Raw genomic sequence first — 17,489 nt, 5'->3', positions numbered from 1 at the left:
CCACTTTAACGGAAAAATCATCACAATGGAAAATTCTGCCCTCGACTCTGCCTTTTGGCTGACCGCCGCGGGAATTTTGTGTCTGCTTGTGCTGTCCTCGTTCTTTTCCGGGTCCGAAACGGCCCTGACGGCGGCATCACGGGCCAAGTTGAAGACTTTGGCCGACAAAGGATCGCGCGGCGCGCAGTCGGCGATGAAGGTCACCGAAGACAACGAGCGGATGATCGGGGCGATCCTGCTTGGCAACAATGTGGTCAACATCCTTTCGGCCTCGCTGGCCACAGCCTTGCTGACACGGGTTTTTGGTGACTCCGGGGTGGCGTTTGCAACGCTGGGCATGACCATCCTTGTGCTGATCTTCGGGGAAGTGCTCCCCAAAACGCTGGCCATCACCTTTCCGGAAGGTGTGGCAACCCGCGTGGCCCCCATCATTCGCCTGCTCATCGTGATCTTTTCGCCAGTCGTCACCGTCGTGCGTATTCTTGTGCGCGGCGTGCTGCGGATCTTTGGGGTTCGTGCGGATCCCGAAGGCAAAATCTTGGCTTTGCGCGAAGAAATCGTCGGTGCCATCGCCTTGGGGCATTCCGAGGGTGCGGTGGAAAAAGAAGATCGCGACCGTCTGCTTGGCGCGCTGGATCTGGGCAGCCGGACGGTCGATGAAATCATGCGCCACCGTCGCCACATAGAGATGCTGGATGCCGACCTGTCACCCGATCAAATTCTGACCAAGGTTCTGGCCTCGCCCCATACCCGCCTGCCGCTGTTTCGTGACGACGAGGAAAATATCTTGGGCGTGGTCCATGCCAAGGACCTGCTGCGCGAGGTGGACCGGCTGTTGCGCACCGCAGATGGCACGCTGGGCTCTTTGAAGGATCTCGACATCGTCAAAGTGGCGATGAAACCCTATTTCATCCCCGACACCACGGCCCTTGATGAACAGATGCGCGAATTCCTGAAGCGGCGCACACATTTTGCCTTGGTCGTCGACGAATATGGCGGTCTGCAAGGTCTTATCACGCTTGAGGACATTCTGGAGGAAATCGTCGGCGAGATCACCGATGAATTCGATGTCGTTCATAAGGAATCGGCGCTGAAGCGCGCCGAGAATGGCGATTTTCTGGTCGAAGGCCAGATGACCATTCGCGACCTGAACCGGGCGATGGACTGGAACCTCCCCGATGACGAGGCCAATACCATCGCGGGTCTTGTGATCCACGAGGCACAGATGATCCCGAATGAGGGTCAGGCTTTCAGTTTTCACGGCTTCCGCTTTGAAGTGGTGCAGAAACGCGAAAATCGCATCGTCAAACTGAAGATGCGCCCGTTGTAAGGGGATCGGGCAGGATCATCCTGCCCGATCTTGCCGTCAGCGCTTTTTGAACAGCGACCCCAACACGCCGCGCACGATGGCTTGGCCTGTGCGGGATCCAAGCTGGCGCGCAAAGCTTTTGGCAAACGCTTCGCCGACGGAATCGCTGCTGCGCCGCGTGGCGGTGGGGCGCGGGGACGGATTGCTCGGGGCGCCATCGTAGCGCCGCCCCCGGTTGAACCCTTCGCTCTCGGGGCGCAGATCGGTTTGCCCTTGGCGCGGCGGCGCAACCTCGGCTTGGGCGGCCGCCTCTGCCGCCGCTTTCTGTTCGCGCGCGCGCAGACGCTCATAAGCGCTGTCGCGGTCAATCAGCGTGTCATACTTTCCCTTCAACGGCGACATCACCATAAGCTGCGCCCGCAAGGCCGGATCAATCGGTCCGACCTGACTGCTGGGGGGGCGGATCAGGGTGCGCTGGACGACACCCGGAATGCCTTTGCGCTCCAGCAAAGAGGTGACAGCCTCTCCGGTGCCGACCTCCCGGATCGCGTCCTCGGTCTTGAAATCGGGATTGTCTCGATAGGTCTGTGCGGCCAAGCGCAGATCCTTCTGATCCTTTGCGGTAAAGGCGCGCAGGGCGTGCTGCACCCGATTGCCCAATTGCCCAAGGATGTTTTCCGGCACATCAGCAGGGTTTTGGGTGATGAAATACACGCCCACCCCTTTCGACCGGATCAGCCGTGCCACTTGCTCCACCTTCTGCACAAGCGCGCGCGGTGCGTCCGCAAAAAGCAGATGCGCCTCGTCGAAAAAGAAGACCAGCTTCGGTTTTTCCGGATCTCCCACCTCGGGCAGGCTTTCAAAAAGCTCCGACAACAGCCAAAGCAAGAAGGTCGCATAAAGCCGTGGGCTGTGCATCAGTTTGTCTGAGGCCAGAATATTGATCCGGCCGCGGCCGTCCGGATCGCGCTGCATCAGATCCTCCAGATCCAGCGCGGGTTCGCCAAAGAACGCGGTTCCCCCCTGATTTTCCAGCACCAAAAGCCGTCGCTGGATCGCCCCGATCGACGCGGATGCCACCAAACCATACCGCGCCGAAATGGCAGCCGCGTTTTCGGCAATGAACACCAGCAGCGCTTGAAGATCCTTCAAGTCGAGCAGCGGCAATTCTTCTTCATCCGCCAATCGGAAAGCGACATTCAGCACCCCTTCCTGCGCCTCTGTCAGTTCCAGCAGTCGTGCCAGAAGCAGCGGTCCCATCTCGGCCACCGTCGCGCGGATCGGATGTCCCTGCGCGCCGAACAGGTCCCAGAAGGTGACTGGAAAGGCCTGATACGTCAGATCCAGTCCAATGGTCGCAGCGCGCTTCATGAAAGGCTCGTGAAGCTTGCCCGTCGCCGATCCCGCAGCGGCGAGGCCGGAAAGATCGCCCTTCACGTCAGACAGGAACACCGGCACCCCGGCCGCGGAAAATCCCTCTGCAAGGATCTGCAAGGTGATCGTCTTCCCGGTCCCGGTGGCACCGGCAATCAGACCGTGGCGATTGCCATATCCCAGCAACAGGCTTTGCGGCACGCCATAATCTGGTCCACCACCACCCACAAAAATCGAAGGCTCTTCCGACACAAAACGTCTCCCTGTTGCGCACATGCACGGCGCCAGTCTGGGGCGCAGATCATGTCACCTTACAATTTTCGCCTTATGATGCCAGTGTCCATCCACACCTCCATTGTGCAACGTCGCGGTGCCCCCTGTCCTGCCCCACATCTGGTCGGACGCACCGGCCCAAACAGCCAAATCCTGCGCCTGATCCTCATGTTTTACAGGCGAAAGCGTGAACAGATTCCCGGTTGACGCCTGCAAAATTCCGCCGTAGCGTCAGCGCCATGAAGTCGGCCAGTCCGACAGGGAGCAAAATAACAAACGTGAAAAAGGGCTGGTTCACCGGCCCTTTTTCATTTTGCGCGGCGCGGATGGCCGCGCTGTTGCACGCACCCATCCTGCCCTTCCGTCCCCTGCGCGGGTCACGCTTTTGGGACCTGACAGGTCCGGCCTGACATGGTAGAGCAGCGCCAGCGGCGCGAGCCACCAAGCGACATATGGACGTGACATGACCTTTGCAACGACCCCGACTTTCTCCAAGTCCTTCGCACTTGCCCTTTTCATGGCCTGCACTTCGGGCGCAGCCTGGGCGCAAGATGCAGCGGCCCCGGCGCCTCAAACTCCCGACACGACGGTAACGGCGGATGCGCCATCCGACGCAGGTCTGGCCATGGGCACCGAAGTGGGCGCAGAGGGTCAGCCCGCTGCCAATGATGGTGTTGGCAGCTCTTACGTCGAGGCCAAGTTCGAGGCGTGGGAACAGCGCTGCATCCGCACCGAGGATGGCTCTGATCCCTGCCAGCTGTATCAGCTTCTGCTGGACAGCGAAAACAACGCGGTGGCCGAGTTCAGCATGTTCAACCTGCCTGCAGGCGGGCAGGCTGCCGCAGGCGCAACCGTGATCGTCCCACTGGAAACCCTTCTGACCGAAAATCTGGTGATGACCGTCGACAGTGCCGCCCCTAAGGTTTACCCCTTCACCTTCTGCTCATCGATCGGCTGCGTGGCGCGGATCGGCTTTACCGCCGCAGAAGTGGAACAGTTCAAACGCGGGGCCAAGGCGGTTCTGACCATCGTTCCGGTGGTGGCGCCGGATCAGAAAGTCAACGTGGACCTGTCGCTCAAGGGCTTTACCGCAGGATACACCGCCGTCTCGGCCACCAATCCTTAAAAGGCGTCAAGTCCGCCAGCCTCAAGGCCGCGCCCGTTCGGGCGCGGCCTTTTTACATGCGGCGGAACACCAGCACTGCGTTCAAGCCCCCAAAAGCAAATGCATTTGACAGGGCCACATCCACCCGCGCTTCACGCGCCGTGTTGGCCACCACGTCAAGCGCGCAATCTGGATCGGCTTGGCGAAAACCCAATGTGGGGGCAATCACGCCCTCTTGCAGAGCCATCAGACAGGCCAGCGCCTCCACCGCACCGGTGCCGCCGATCACATGCCCATGGGCCGCCTTGGTCGAGGAAACAGGCGGCGGCGCCGGGCCGAACACCTCCCGGATCGCGGCCGCTTCATTCGCATCATTGGCCTTGGTGCCCGTGCCATGGGCGTTGATATAGCCCACCTGCCCGGGGCCGATGCCCGCATCTTGCAAAGCGCCGCGCATCGCGCGTAGGGCGCCATCGGTGGCAGGCATCACGATATCATGTGCATCCGCACACATGGAAAAGCCGACGACCTCGGCCAAGATGTTGGCCCCCCGCGCCTTTGCGTGCTTATAGGCTTCAAAGACGAACACCGCCGCACCTTCGCCTTGCACCATGCCATTTCGATCTGCCGAGAATGGCCGACACGCCTCTGGCGACATCACGCGCAGCCCTTCCCACGCCTTCAGCCCGCCAAAGGTCAGCATCGCCTCGGCGCCACCGGTCAACATCACCGGCGCGGCCCCCGAACGCACCATCTGATAGGCCAGCCCCATCGCATGATTGGAACTTGCACAGGCGGTCGACACCGAAAAGGCTGGTCCGCGCAGCCCGTAGGTCATGCTGATATGGCTGACCGCGGCGCTTGCCATCAGGCGTGGCACCGTCAGCGGATGCACCCGGTTCTTGCCCTCTCCGTAAACGGCGCGGTAACTGTCGTCGATGGTTCCCAAGCCGCCGCCCGCCGTTCCCAGCACCACGCCCGCGCGCAAGGCCAAAGCGTCATCAAACTCCAAGCCAGATTGCGCCACCGCCTGCCGGGCAGACCACAAGGCAAACTGTGTCGTCCTGTCATAAAGACTAAGCCCGCGCAGATCGAAATGCTCGGTCGCGGTCCAATTGCGCACCTGCGCGCCCACCCGGTTCGTCAACCTGTCGACATCGGGAATATCAAGCGGACCGATCCCCCCCCGGCCATTGGCAAAAGCCTCGTAGGTCGCGCGCAGGTCATGGCCAAGGGCATTGATGGTGCCCGCGCCTGTGATCACAACTCTTGGCATCGAGAGTCAGGCAGCCTTTTGGGAAACGAGCCCCTCGACCGCAGCGATGATCGCGCCCACCGATGACAGATCAAACCCTTCGCTTCCCGGTTCATTCGCGTTGAAAGGCACGGAAATATCAAAAGCCTCTTCCAAGGCGAACACCAGTTCGACCATGGCCAGACTGTCCAGAGCAAGACTATCAAGCCTTGTCTCCAAGCTCAGATCCTCAGGCTGGAGAAGCGCCTTCTCGGCAATGATCCCGATGATGGTCTGCGCGGTCTGTGTCATGCGGTCATTCCTTCCTGTTCGAGAGACGTATAGAAAGCCTTCATGACTTCTGAATGACTTTCTCCATCGCGGCAACCTTGGTGGCCATTCGCGGCAAACGCCGCAACGCCTTTTGCATCTCGACATGGGTTTCCATCTTGACTGCCGGATAGCCCAAAAGCACCCGACCCGCCGGCGCGTTGGTAAAGACCTTGGTGGCTCCGCCGCAGATCACATCGTCACCCACGAAAATATTGTCATTCACCCCGCATTGCCCCGCCAAGACCACGCGGTTGCCGATCCGCGCGGACCCTGCCACGCCGACTTGACCGCACAGCAAACAATCCTGCCCGACCTGAACATTATGTCCGATGTGCACAAGGTTATCGAGCTTGGTGCCACTGCCGATGGTGGTATCCCGGATGGTGCCCCGGTCGATGCACGCATTCGCACCAATCTCGACATCATCACCAATGCTGACCGCGCCCAAAGAATGAATACGCGTCCAGCTTTGCGCACGAATGGCATCGCGCTGTCCCAGCGTTTCCCGGATCTCTTCCACGCCGGATTTTTCAGGCGTGACAAAGGAAAACCCGTCTGCGCCGATAACAGCACCCGGCTGCACGATCACCCGGGCGCCGATCTTCACCCGTGCGCCGATGCGCGCTCCTTGCAAGATCAGGGCATCCTCCCCAAGACTTGCGCCTTCGGCAATGCTCACATGGCTGGCGATGCGCGCATTGGCCCCCAAGGTCACACCCGGCCCGATGGTGACAAAGGGGCCGATGGCCGCGCCTTCGCCGATCTGTGCACTTGGGTCGACCACGCTCAAGGGATGAATGCCCGGCGCGATGACCGGCCCGGCATCCAGAAGTCGCGTCAACCCGGCCATTGCAAGACGCCCGCGCGGCGCGAAAATCGCGGCCGTCAAACCCAGCGCCTGCCAGTCGGCCCCCGGCCAGAGCATGGCAACCCGGGCCTGCCCCTGTGACAGACCATCCGCATATTTCGGGTTCACGGCCAAGGCCAAGTCCTGCGGCCCCGCGGCCTGTGGCTCGGCTGCGCCGCGCACTTGGAAGGCACCATCCCCCACGAATTCGGCCCCAATGGCGGCGGCAATATCAGCGACGGAATGGGTCATCACGGCTCCTCCAGCCGCACCCGCGCGGCTGCTTGCAGATTTAACCCTGAAGTGAAGGCAAGACCACCCCGGCCTCCTCAAGAGCCTGAAACAGTTTGGCATCCCGGCCATAGACATCAGCGCGATAGGTCATCTGCCCCTTGGCTCCGGGCCATGCGGTGAAATACACCAGATGCACCGGCACCTTCTGCTCCAGCCGCACGGTCGTCTCGTTGCCGGTTTTCAGGTGGCGCTCGAACTCCCCCTTCGGATCGTCCGATTGCAGTGCAAGCAGCGCATAAGCAAAATCGAATGGCTCCGCCAGACGGATACAGCCGTGGCTGTAGGCGCGCACATCATGGCTGAATAGATTTTTGGCAGGCGTGTCATGCAAATAGATGTTGTGCACATTCGGGAACATGAACTTCACCAGCCCAAGCGCATTGCCATCCGAGGGCGGTTGCCGCAACCCGAAGGGAAAGGTGCGGGCCGAATAGCTTGCGAAATTCACGGCACCCCGTGGCACCACCCGCCCCCGGTTGTCGATCACTTGCAAATGGCTGACCGCATTCGGATTCCGCTGCAACAGCGGCAGATATTCCTTCACGATGATCGAGCGCGGCACCCCCCAGCTAGGGTTGATCACCATATGCGCCATCATGTCTGAAAATTCCGGCGTGTGCTGGTCCATCACATCCTTGCCGATAACAGCGCGCGTCTCGAAAGTCACCTTGCCATGATCCACAATTTTGGCAGTGAAATCCGGCAGGTTGACCCAGATATGGCGGTCACCCAAAGGCGTGTCATGCATCCAGCGCACCCGCTCCATCGCCACGACGACTGACTTCAGCCGTTCCTGTGGCGCAATGTTGAGAGCGTCTCTCGTGCGTTCGTCGACATTTCCATTGGCGGGCAAGCCGTGATCAAGCTGAAAGCGCTGCACGGCCGACTGAATCGCGGAGTCATAGCTGCGCGTGGCCGACCGGGTCAGATAGCCCATCGCAATCAGCCGGTCGCGCAGCATCACAACCGCGTCACCCTCCGCCCCTGCACTCAAATCCCCGGCAGGAAGCGTGGGCCCCCATCCGCCAGCGGCGATCTGTGCCTCCAGCGCGAGCTTGGCGCGCATGAGTTGCGCATAGCGCGGCGCGGTCGGCAAAAGCGCCTGCATCACCTCGGCGGGATGGCGAGTTTGGACCTGCGCCAGCAGCAAGGCGGGGTCCGGGCGCGCGATCTCGCGCACTATCCCAGGGTCAACCTTCTTGGGGTCGGTCGCGCCGGTTTTTACGTCACGGGCAAAGGCCAAATAGGCGCGGGTCAAAGCCACCTCGGCGCGGGCTCGATCGCCTTCGGTCCGCGCGGAACTCAGCAAGCCTGCCAGCTTTGCGGCATCGTAGCGCACCACTGGCAATCCATGATCCTCTGCCCGCGAAAGGGCCGCCAGAAGCGCCTCACGCCGCGCCGCATCCTGCGCCGACTCGCCGGTCCAGAGGGTTTGATAGCCTGACTCGGCATAGAAGGCTGCAATTGCCGCATCGGCGGCAGCTTCCGCGGCCACAGTCTGCACGAAAGGGCTTGGCAGGCCCTGCGCCAAAGCCGGCAGCGCAGCGACACCCAAGGCAACCGACAGCAACAGCCCACGCACACCCTTTAACGCCGTCGATCGAGTCATCGTGAACCAATTCCTGTGAAAAACATCAGTCTTTCCACGACTTTCCGCGATGTTGACGGCACTGTCCATTCACGTTCCGGCCAGAAGATCACATTCCCCCTCATTTTTGTTACTTTGCAGCAACAGTTTGATTGGAAAAATGCTGCGTATTCTTTCAGCGGATTTCAGCAAAAATTTGCCGACCTGCCTCAAAGACGGAACCAGCGGAGAATCTGCGCTTGGGTTGCAAAACCTGCTGTGTCATAACCTCGGCACACTCGGGGATGAAGTGCAGACGAACCGCCGTCTAGGTGGTCACAAATTGCGACGGGACAGGCGCCAGAATGACAGATACATCGAAGTTGGGATTGACGCGACGCGGGCTCTTGGGCGCGTTTGCGGCAACCCTCGTGGTGGCAGCACCCACCTACTCCAATGCTTTCGGTCTTTTGCGCGGGGCTGGCGATATTCGCCGAATCCGCATGTACTCGGGCCGCACGGGCGAGAGCATCGACACGATCTATTGGATCGAAGGAAAATACATTCCCGAGGTGATGAAGGAAATCAATCACTTCATGCGGGATTGGCGCTCCAATGATGTCACCAACATTGATGCCCGCACCGTTGACATCATGGCCGCAGCGCATCGTCTGATGGATGTGAAAGAACCCTATATGATGCTCTCGGGCTATCGCAGCCCCCGCACGAATGCGATGTTGCGTTCGCAATCCAGCGGCGTGGCGCGCAATTCCTTGCATCTCAAGGGTCAGGCGGCGGACCTGCGGCTCAAATCCCGCTCTGTGGGGCAGATGGCGAAGGCGGCGGCGGCCTGTGCCTCTGGTGGGGTCGGTCGCTATTCGCGCTCGAACTTCGTCCATATGGATTGCGGCCCCGTCCGCACTTGGGGCGGCTGAGCAGCGTCATCCAGAAAATTCGCAGAATTTTCGTGAAAGGCACCCCGTCGGGTGCCTTTCTTGTTTCACTCGGCGTCATCATCTGCGGCAGCGGATGCCGCAAGCTCGCGCCCGCGGTAGCCCATGGCCACCACGAATTTTTCCGAACTGTCGGAACGGCTGGCGGGCGGCTTCACATTCGCCACCTTGCGGAAGTTCTTCTTCAGCGTCGCCTGCATGGTGTTCTCGGCGCCTCCTGCCAAAACCTTGGCCACAAAGGTGCCGCCGTCTTCCAGCACGTCAAAGGCAAATTCCAGCGCTGCCTCGATAAGCGCCACGATGCGCAGGTGATCGGTGGCCTTGTGCCCCGAAGCCGCCGCCGCCATGTCCGACATCACCACATCGGCGCGCCCGCCCAGCCAGCTCTTGACCAGCGCATCGGCATCATCCGATAGAAAATCCAGCTGATGGATCTCGGCGCCAGAGATCGGCTCCACCTCTTGCAGATCCACGCCCAGAACCGTGCCCACCGGCTTTTTCGGATTCTGTGCCAAGGCATTGACCCGCGCAACGGCCACTTGGCACCATCCCCCCGGCGCACACCCGAGGTCCACCACGCGGGCACCCGGCTTCAGAAAGCCATAGCGGTCGTCCAGCTCAAGGATCTTGTAGGCCGCACGCCCCCGATAGCCTTCCTTGCGCGCGCGGATCACATAGGGATCGTTCAACTGCCGCTCGAGCCATAGCGTCGAGGAGAGTTTGCGGCCCTTGGCGGTTTTCACCCGCACCCGCAGTTCACGCTGGCCCCGGCCAGAACTGTTCTTGTCACTCATGTGAATGGTCCTTCGGTCAACACGCCATCGGCGGTCATCTGGGCATAAAGAAGCCCCTCGCGCAGGCCACGGTCGGCCACGGAAAGGCGATCAGTGGGCCATATCCGCATCAGCGCCTGAAGAATAGCCGCTCCGGACATGATCAGAGCATGACGATCCCGCCCGATGCGCGGATCGACACGCCGTCCTTCAGGCCCCAAAGCGAGATAATCGCGGATCACAAAGTCAATCTGATCGCTTGTCATCTGCAGGCCATCCACCTTGGTCCGATCATAGCGCCGCAAGCCCAGATAGCTTGCCGCGACGGTCGTCACCGTGCCGGAGGTGCCGATGATCTGAAAGCCTTCGCGCGGATTTTCGGCATTGTAAGGGGAAAAGCTTGCCAGTTGCTCTTCGAAAAACCAGCTCATCAAGGCAAAGCGTGCCGCATCGTCATCGACATCGCCGAACTGATCGCGCAACGTGGCCACCCCCAGTGGCACCGAGATCCAGTCAACCACCCGCGCGCCGCCCTCCGGCTGCGCATCAAAGCCGCTGTGCAGCCCCATGATCGCGCGAGGGCGGTTTTCCGGCGCCACACCTGACAGATCGATCCAGACCAATTCCGTCGAGCCGCCACCGATATCCACCACCAAAAGCTGCTCGGTCCGCTCGTTCACCAGAGGCGCGCAGGAAATCACCGCCAGCCGCGCTTCTTCTTCGGGCGGGATGATTTCCAGCGCCAGACCCGTCTCACGCTTCACCTGCCGGATGAAATCGCGCGCGTTGCGCGCCCGGCGGCAGGCTTCGGTGGCCACCAGCCGCATGCGCTGCACCCCGTGCCGTTCGATCTTCTTTTGGCATATCCGCAACGCCTGCACGGTGCGCCCCATCGAGGCACGCGAAAGCCGGCCCGAGGCTTCCAGCCCGATGCCAAGCTGAACAGTTTTGGAAAAACTGTCCACAACCGTAAACTGGCTGCCCTTGGGTTGGGCAATCAGCATCCGGCAACTGTTGGTGCCAAGGTCGAGCGCCGCATAAAGCGTGCCCTGCCCCGGCCTGTGAGGGGGTGACGATTCGGCGACACGAGAACCCTTGTCGGGCTCGATCGGTGTTTGCGACGCGCCCCCCCCTTGGGGACGCTCGGGCGTCATAGCCGCCCTCCATATGTGGTTGCCTTAAACCTAGCGCCCTTCCCCCCCTGCCGCAAGCGCTCATGACGACCCGGTCAGATCTGCCCCTTGCGGCTGCCACTTCGCCATGCGCAGTTGACACGGGTCGCAGATGCGTCGTGCCATGTCGAAAACACACCTCGCCGGCGCTGCGAGGCGATTAGAACAAAGGCAAGAGTGGCAAGGGAATCGAGGCATGGCGGAAGTGACAGTGGTCTTTTGGCGCGACATCCCGGCGCAGGTGATCGTGGGCAAGGGCCGCCGCGGGTCCAAGGTGCAGCTGACCGAGCGTTTCGAGCAGGCGATTGATCGCTGTGCCATGAAAATCGGCGCTAAGGACGCGGATGCCTACCTTGCAGAGTGGCGCAAAGCGCCGCCCTACGAGGTGGAAGGAGACCAAGACGAGGTCGCGCAGGCCGAGGCTGCGCGTTTGGAAGCCGAATACGACACGGCACGTCTGAAAGAATTGATCGCGGCGGACGGCTGGGCCAAGGCCTGAGGCACCGCGCATGACCCTGAGGGAGAGTTTGATGGCTCTGTTCAATTTTCGCGGCAAGACGGCGCAGCCGTCGCCCTCCCCGCAAAACCAGCTGGAGTCCTTTCTGCACGGCTATTCGTTAGAGGTGATGCCGCGCACGGCCGAAAAGGTCGAGGATTTTCGCACGCTTCTGCCCTTGGGCACCCGCGTGTATATCGCCCATATCGATGGCACGCCGATTGAGGACATGGTGGCAACTGCGCGTCGGCTGGCCGATGAAGGCTTTACAGCCATGCCGCATTTCCCCGCCCGCATCATCAAAGACCGCGCCACGCTGACAGATTGGGTGGCGCGCTACCGCGATGTGGGGGTGCGTCAAGGCCTGCTGCTTGCGGGTGGCGTGGCCGCGCCTGTGGGGGAGTTCCACACCTCGATGCAACTGCTCGAGTCAGGCGCCTTTGACGGCTTTGAACGGCTGCACGTGGCGGGCCATCCCGAAGGCAACAGGGACATCGACCCCGATGGTTCGGACCGTATGGTGATGGAGGCCGCGCGCTGGAAATCGGCCTTTGCCGAGCGGACAGATGCCCGGATGGCGATGGCAACGCAATTCTGTTTCGATGCCGCCCCCGTGATCGCATGGGTCGACCGGCTGGCAGCCGAAGGCGTGCGATTGCCCGTGCATATTGGCGTCGCTGGCCCTGCAAAGCTACAAACCCTGATCAAATTTGCCATCGCCTGCGGCGTTGGTCCCTCGCTGAAGGTGCTCCAGAAACGGGCCATGGACGTGACCAAGCTTTTGATGCCCTATGAGCCGACCGAGGTTCTGTCGGCGCTCGCCGCGCACAAAGCCGCGCATCCCGATTTCGGCATCGAACAGGTTCACTTCTTCCCCTTGGGTGGTATCAAGACCAATGCCCAATGGGTGACGGAACATGGTGGTGCGGCTGGCAAACCCGCCAAGGCTGCCTGACAAGAAGGGTCAAGAATGACACGCACAGTGCTCGAATCCAAAACGAAAACCGTGATCATCGGCTTTGACGAGCCCTTTTGCGTGATCGGTGAGCGGATCAATCCAACCGGCCGCAAGAAGCTTGCCGCCGAGCTGGAGGCGGACAATTTCGACACGGTCATCCGCGATGCGCTCGAGCAGGTCGCCTGCGGGGCGACGGTGTTGGATGTGAATTCGGGCGCCGTTTTTACCAACAAGATGGCCGTCGATCCGCGCTATGCCGACAACAACTTTGTCGAACCCCCGCTGATGAAGGCGCTGATCGAGATCATTCAGCAAACGGTTGATGTGCCTCTGTGCATTGACTCATCGGTCCCGGCAGCGCTTGAGGCAGGTCTCGCCAGTTGTGAAGGACGCCCACTGCTGAACTCGGTGACCGGAGAGGAAGATCGGTTGGAACTGGTCCTGCCGCTGGTCAAGAAATACAACGTGCCGGTGGTGGCGATTTCAAACGATGACACCGGCATCTCGCCCGACCCGGATGTGCGCTTTGCGGTGGCCAAGAAAATCGTGGAACGCGCCGCAGACCATGGAATTCCTGCGCATGACATCGTGGTTGATCCGCTGGTGATGCCCGTGGGCGCGATGGCCTCTGCGGGCCAGCAAGTGTTTGCGCTGGTGCGGCGCTTGCGCGAAGAATTGGGGGTGAACACCACCTGTGGCGCCTCGAACATTTCGTTCGGTCTTCCGCACCGTCACGGCATCAATGCGGCGTTCCTGCCCATGGCGATCGGCGCCGGTATGACCAGTGCCATCATGAACCCGGTCCGGCAGCAGGAAATGGAGGCCATTCGTGCCGCCAACTTCCTGATGAACCATGATTCCAACGGTGGCGAGTGGATCCGCTTTGCCAAGGTCTTGGAAGCGGTGGAGGGCGGCATGAGCTTTGCCGAAGCCTCGGCCGCCGCAAGCCAATCTGCCGGAGGGCGTCGCGGTGGCCGTCGCGGACGCGCCTGATAACGTGATCTTAACCATGGCGCGGCCAAGCTTGCGCCATGGAGCACGTCATCAGGCAAAGCAACGCAGATTATTGGATCAATCAGGTCTTCGCGGCCCGTCAGGCGCGCGGTGGCGTTCTGCGGCGCGCCGTGGTTTGGGTAGAGCGCGAGATTGGGCAAGAGCGCTTTGTGCAGGAAGTCCGGATGCGCGGCTTTCATCTCTTGCGAGCGGGAGATCAGTTCATCGTCATCTGCGCTTCACGGCCGGTTCAAATTCTGTTCTGACGAATTTTCTGCGAAAATTCAGTCTCGCGCGTTTTCTGCGAAAACGCCTTAGCGCCACGCCCGTTCTGAACTTTCGCAGAAAGTTCGTTGCCGAGATTTTTCGCAGAAAAATCGTGCCGCCTGTCCCATTGTCGCTGTGTCGGACGCTGCTAGAACGTCGCCAGCAGGAGAAGCCCCATGTCTGACGATGCACTCGTGATTTTTACCCCCTCGGGAAAGCGCGGTCACTTTCCGCTTGGCACCCCGGTTCTGACCGCAGCACGGCAGTTGGGGGTCGATCTCGATTCTGTCTGCGGTGGCCGGGGCATCTGTTCCAAATGCCAGATCAGCCCTGGCTATGGCGCCTTCCCCAAACATGGGGTGACTGTCGAAGACGATGCGCTGACCGAATGGAATGCGGTGGAAGAGCGCTACAAGTCCAAGCGCGGCATGGTTGACGGCCGACGCCTGGGCTGTCAGGCGAAGGTGATGGGGGATGTCGTGATCGACGTCCCCCCGGAAAGCCAAGTCCACAAGCAGGTGATCCGCAAGTCGGCTTCTGACCGCGTCATTGCGATGGACCCGGCGACTCGGCTCCTTTATGTCGAAGTCGCCGAGCCTGACATGCATGAGCCGACAGGCGATTTCGAACGGCTCGCCCTCGCCTTGCGCGACCAGTGGCAGGTGCCCGATGTGGTGGCCGACCTTGCCATCCTGCGGCGCCTGCAGCCCGCCCTGCGCAAAGGGGACTGGACGCTCACCGTGGCACTGCACAAAGGCAACCACGATGCACAGCCCCGCATTTTGGACATCTGGCCCGGATTTTACGATGGCGCGATACATGGGCTCGCCATCGATCTGGGCTCCACCACCATCGCCGCCCATTTGTGCGATTTGCGCGACGGGCGTGTGCTTGCCTCGGGCGGCGTGATGAACCCGCAAATCCGCTTTGGCGAGGATCTCATGAGCCGCGTGTCCTATGTGATGATGAACGCGGGCGGCGATGTTGAAATGACGCGCGTGGTGCGCGAAGCCCTCAACGCGCTTGCGGCCTCCATTGCCGCCGAAGGCGGAGTAGACCCTGCCAGCATTTATGAGGCCGTTGTCGTGTGCAACCCGGTGATGCACCATTTGCTTTTGGGCATTGATCCGGTCGAATTGGGACAGGCGCCCTTCGCCCTTGCCACTTCGGGCAGTGTGTCGCTGGACGCCCGCGATCTTCACCTTGGCACCCTTAACCGCGCGGCGCGGGTTTACATGCTGCCCTGCATTGCGGGGCATGTGGGCGCGGACGCAGCCGCCGTGGCTTTGTCGGAAGAGCCCGGCCGCTCGGATGAGATGGTGTTGATCGTCGATGTTGGCACCAATGCCGAAATTCTGCTGGGCAACAGCTCGCGGGTTCTGGCCTGTTCCTCCCCCACAGGCCCCGCGTTTGAAGGCGCGCAGATCAGCTCGGGACAACGCGCCGCGCCGGGGGCGATCGAACGGGTCGAGATCGACCCTCTCACCAAAGAGCCACGCTTTCGCGTCATTGGCAGCGATCTGTGGTCTGATCACCCAGAATTTGGGCGGGCGACCGAACGCACCGGCGTCACCGGCATTTGCGGGTCCGGCATCATTGAAGCGGTCGCCGAGATGCGTATCGCGGGCCTTGTGGATGCGGGCGGTCTGATCGGCGGTCCGGAGCAGACCGGGACGGCCCGCTGTGTGCCGGAAGGCCGCACGCACAGCTATGTTCTCCATGATGGCACCGCAGCGGGCGGTCCGCGCATTCTGGTCACTCAAGGCGACATTCGCGCCATCCAGCTGGCGAAATCGGCGCTCTATGCCGGGGCGCGTTTGTTGATGGATGAGATGGGCATCGATCGGGTCGACCGCGTGACACTGGCGGGGGCCTTTGGCGCACATATCAGCCCGAAACACGCAATGGTGCTGGGCATGATTCCCGACGCGCCGCTCGCAAAGGTGACAAGTGCGGGTAACGCTGCCGGCACGGGCGCCCGGATCGCACTGTGCAACGTGGCGGCGCGCAATCAGATCGAGGCGACGGTTCACCATATTCATAAGGTGGAAACCGCCATCGAACCGCGGTTTCAAGAACATTTCGTCAATGCCAACGCCATCCCGCATGCGGTGGACAGTTTTCCCTCCCTCGCGGCCATCGTCACCTTGCCCGACGTCTCGTTCAACACGTCAGGCGGACGAGAAGGCAGGCGGCGCCGCGGCTAAGCCCCTGTTTTGGGGCTGGCAACGCCGCTTTTGCGTGATAGCGTCTGGCGCATGAATGCTGCTGCGCCCCGAACCGAGACCTGCCTGTTGCTGGAGCGCATCGCCCAGCAGGACCGGGCTGCCTTCCGCTCCCTCTATCATGAGGCCGGACCGAAACTTATGGGTGTTCTTCTGCGTATCCTTGGCACAAGGTCTGAGGCGGAGGATGCGTTGCAAGAGGTTTTCACACGGGTGTGGCTGCGCGCGGGACGGTTTGATCCGTCGCGCGGAGTGGGCATGACCTGGCTGGTGGCGCTGACACGCAACCACGCGATCGACCGCTTGCGCGCGCGCAAACCCGAACAGAATGACGATGACGCCGCCGCGCTGATCCCCGACACGGCGCCCCGCGCCGAAACCCGGTTGATCGCCAAAGGCGAAGCGCGGCGTGTATCGGACTGCTTCGATACGCTGGAGCCCGCACGCGCCGCCGCTGTCCGTGGCGCCTATCTCGACGGCCTGTCCTACGAGGCACTCGCTGTGCGGCACAGCATTCCCTTGAACACCATGCGCACTTGGCTTCGCCGCAGCTTGCTCAAGCTCAAGGAGTGTCTGGAACAATGACCGACACTGACTTGTCCCCCTTGGAACAGGACGATCTGCTCGCGGCAGAATATGTGCTTGGCGTATTGCCCCTTGCTGAACGTTTGGCGGCAGAGGCGCGGATGAAGACCGATGCGGCCTTCGCAGAGCGCGTTTCGCTTTGGGTCGCGCATTTTGCACCCTTGAATGAAGCCTATGCCAGTGTCCCGGTGCCTCCGGATCTGTTGCCGCGCATCGAATCGCGCCTGTTTCCAAAAGCGGCGGCTTTGCGCCGGGGGTGGCGGCTGTGGCTCGCCGGGGCGATCACCGCTTCTGTCGTGGCAATCGGTGTGTTCCTCCTCATGCCGCAATCGGCGCCCGGATCGGTCATTGCCAGCCTTGAAAGCGAAGGCGCGACACTTGTCTATGAAGCGCGGCACGATGGCACTTCGCTGTCGGTCACCCGACTTGCGGGCACTGCCGCGCCAGAGGGTCAGACACACGAACTGTGGGTGATTGCGCCGGGAGCAGCGCCCGTCTCGCTGGGTCTTCTGGGCAGCGATCCGCTCGAGGTTGAATATCCACGCCCGCCTGCGGGTTGGGTGCTGGCCGTTTCTGTCGAGCCCGCAGGTGGTTCACCCACCGGCGCGCCGACCGGTCCGGTCATTCTCACCGCCGAACTCTAAGATCCGCGCCCGATCACACCGCCGTGATCGGGCGCAAAATTTTGGCAGATCTGAAACTCACCTCCCAAGGCCCTCGTAACTCCAGAT

General features: G+C 61.5%; 18 protein-coding genes. 10 read left to right on the top strand and 8 right to left on the bottom strand.

The features are described 5' to 3' along the window. Positions 1 to 25: 25 nt before the first annotated feature. On the top strand, positions 26 to 1,330 hold the full coding sequence (locus CUR21_RS02120) for an HlyC/CorC family transporter (RefSeq protein WP_100195371.1): 1,305 nt from the start codon (positions 26 to 28) through the stop codon (positions 1,328 to 1,330). Between the two features lie 36 nt (positions 1,331 to 1,366). Here the strand turns inward: CUR21_RS02120 and CUR21_RS02115 are convergent, their stop codons facing one another. Both CUR21_RS02115 and CUR21_RS02110 read right to left on the bottom strand, forming a co-directional pair. Continuing rightward, positions 1,367 to 2,935, bottom strand: a complete 1,569-nt coding sequence (locus tag CUR21_RS02115) for a helicase HerA-like domain-containing protein (protein ID WP_232622654.1) — start codon at positions 2,933 to 2,935, stop codon at positions 1,367 to 1,369. A 187-nt stretch (positions 2,936 to 3,122) separates the two neighbouring features. After that, on the bottom strand, positions 3,123 to 3,308 hold the full coding sequence (locus CUR21_RS02110) for a hypothetical protein (protein ID WP_100195369.1): 186 nt from the start codon (positions 3,306 to 3,308) through the stop codon (positions 3,123 to 3,125). A gap of 165 nt (positions 3,309 to 3,473) precedes the next feature. On the opposite strand from CUR21_RS02110, the gene CUR21_RS02105 reads away from it, so the two are divergent. Next, positions 3,474 to 4,082 (top strand): invasion associated locus B family protein, encoded by a 609-nt coding sequence (locus CUR21_RS02105; protein ID WP_100195606.1) that lies wholly within the window; start codon positions 3,474 to 3,476, stop codon positions 4,080 to 4,082. A gap of 52 nt (positions 4,083 to 4,134) precedes the next feature. Here CUR21_RS02105 and CUR21_RS02100 read toward each other — a convergent pair whose 3' ends face one another. The 4 genes from CUR21_RS02100 to CUR21_RS02085 are packed head-to-tail and all read right to left on the bottom strand — an operon-like array spanning position 4,135 to position 8,378. Then, positions 4,135 to 5,337, bottom strand: coding sequence for a beta-ketoacyl synthase (locus CUR21_RS02100; RefSeq protein WP_100195368.1), 1,203 nt, complete (start codon positions 5,335 to 5,337; stop codon positions 4,135 to 4,137). A gap of 6 nt (positions 5,338 to 5,343) precedes the next feature. After that, entirely contained in the window at positions 5,344 to 5,607 is a 264-nt protein-coding gene (locus tag CUR21_RS02095; RefSeq protein ID WP_100195367.1) for an acyl carrier protein, read from the bottom strand. Positions 5,608 to 5,647: 40 nt separating this feature from the next. Beyond that, positions 5,648 to 6,727, bottom strand: a complete 1,080-nt coding sequence (lpxD, locus tag CUR21_RS02090) for a UDP-3-O-(3-hydroxymyristoyl)glucosamine N-acyltransferase (RefSeq protein ID WP_100195366.1) — start codon at positions 6,725 to 6,727, stop codon at positions 5,648 to 5,650. A 40-nt stretch (positions 6,728 to 6,767) separates the two neighbouring features. Next, on the bottom strand, positions 6,768 to 8,378 hold the full coding sequence (locus CUR21_RS02085) for a murein L,D-transpeptidase (protein ID WP_100195365.1): 1,611 nt from the start codon (positions 8,376 to 8,378) through the stop codon (positions 6,768 to 6,770). 323 nt (positions 8,379 to 8,701) lie between these two features. On the opposite strand from CUR21_RS02085, the gene CUR21_RS02080 reads away from it, so the two are divergent. Next, positions 8,702 to 9,271 carry a DUF882 domain-containing protein gene (locus CUR21_RS02080; protein WP_100195364.1) on the top strand — a complete coding sequence of 190 codons (570 nt, stop codon included), beginning with the start codon at positions 8,702 to 8,704 and terminating at the stop codon, positions 9,269 to 9,271. Between the two features lie 65 nt (positions 9,272 to 9,336). Here CUR21_RS02080 and CUR21_RS02075 read toward each other — a convergent pair whose 3' ends face one another. Next, complete coding sequence (locus CUR21_RS02075) at positions 9,337 to 10,083, bottom strand: RlmE family RNA methyltransferase (protein WP_100195363.1); 747 nt, start codon at positions 10,081 to 10,083, stop codon at positions 9,337 to 9,339. After that, entirely contained in the window at positions 10,080 to 11,216 is a 1,137-nt protein-coding gene (locus tag CUR21_RS02070) for a Ppx/GppA phosphatase family protein (protein ID WP_100195362.1), read from the bottom strand. The genes CUR21_RS02075 and CUR21_RS02070 overlap by 4 nt, the downstream gene beginning before the upstream one ends. 214 nt (positions 11,217 to 11,430) lie before the next feature. Between CUR21_RS02070 and CUR21_RS02065 the strand changes: the two genes are divergently transcribed. From CUR21_RS02065 to CUR21_RS02035, 7 genes are all read left to right on the top strand, one after another. Further along, on the top strand, positions 11,431 to 11,733 hold the full coding sequence (locus CUR21_RS02065; RefSeq protein ID WP_100195361.1) for a virulence factor: 303 nt from the start codon (positions 11,431 to 11,433) through the stop codon (positions 11,731 to 11,733). Positions 11,734 to 11,764: 31 nt separating this feature from the next. Further along, positions 11,765 to 12,685 carry a 5,10-methylenetetrahydrofolate reductase gene (locus CUR21_RS02060; RefSeq protein ID WP_100195360.1) on the top strand — a complete coding sequence of 307 codons (921 nt, stop codon included), beginning with the start codon at positions 11,765 to 11,767 and terminating at the stop codon, positions 12,683 to 12,685. 15 nt (positions 12,686 to 12,700) lie between these two features. Beyond that, positions 12,701 to 13,681, top strand: coding sequence for a methyltetrahydrofolate cobalamin methyltransferase (locus CUR21_RS02055; protein ID WP_100195359.1), 981 nt, complete (start codon positions 12,701 to 12,703; stop codon positions 13,679 to 13,681). A 38-nt stretch (positions 13,682 to 13,719) separates the two neighbouring features. Continuing rightward, entirely contained in the window at positions 13,720 to 13,947 is a 228-nt protein-coding gene (locus CUR21_RS02050; protein WP_100195358.1) for an N-(5'-phosphoribosyl)anthranilate isomerase, read from the top strand. 177 nt (positions 13,948 to 14,124) lie between these two features. Then, entirely contained in the window at positions 14,125 to 16,155 is a 2,031-nt protein-coding gene (locus tag CUR21_RS02045; RefSeq protein ID WP_100195357.1) for an ASKHA domain-containing protein, read from the top strand. Between the two features lie 51 nt (positions 16,156 to 16,206). Further along, on the top strand, positions 16,207 to 16,758 hold the full coding sequence (locus CUR21_RS02040) for a sigma-70 family RNA polymerase sigma factor (protein WP_100195356.1): 552 nt from the start codon (positions 16,207 to 16,209) through the stop codon (positions 16,756 to 16,758). Continuing rightward, the gene (locus CUR21_RS02035; RefSeq protein WP_100195355.1) at positions 16,755 to 17,402 is read left to right on the top strand and encodes an anti-sigma factor domain-containing protein; all 648 of its coding nucleotides are present in this window, start codon (positions 16,755 to 16,757) and stop codon (positions 17,400 to 17,402) included. Before CUR21_RS02040 ends, CUR21_RS02035 begins: the two co-directional genes overlap by 4 nt. The last annotated feature ends 87 nt before the right edge of the window (positions 17,403 to 17,489 follow it).

Source organism: Pseudorhodobacter sp. MZDSW-24AT (assembly GCF_002794355.1).
Lineage (GTDB): Bacteria > Pseudomonadota > Alphaproteobacteria > Rhodobacterales > Rhodobacteraceae > Pseudotabrizicola.
Note: the sequence above shows the minus strand (reverse complement) of the source record. Positions and strands in the feature narration are given on the sequence as shown.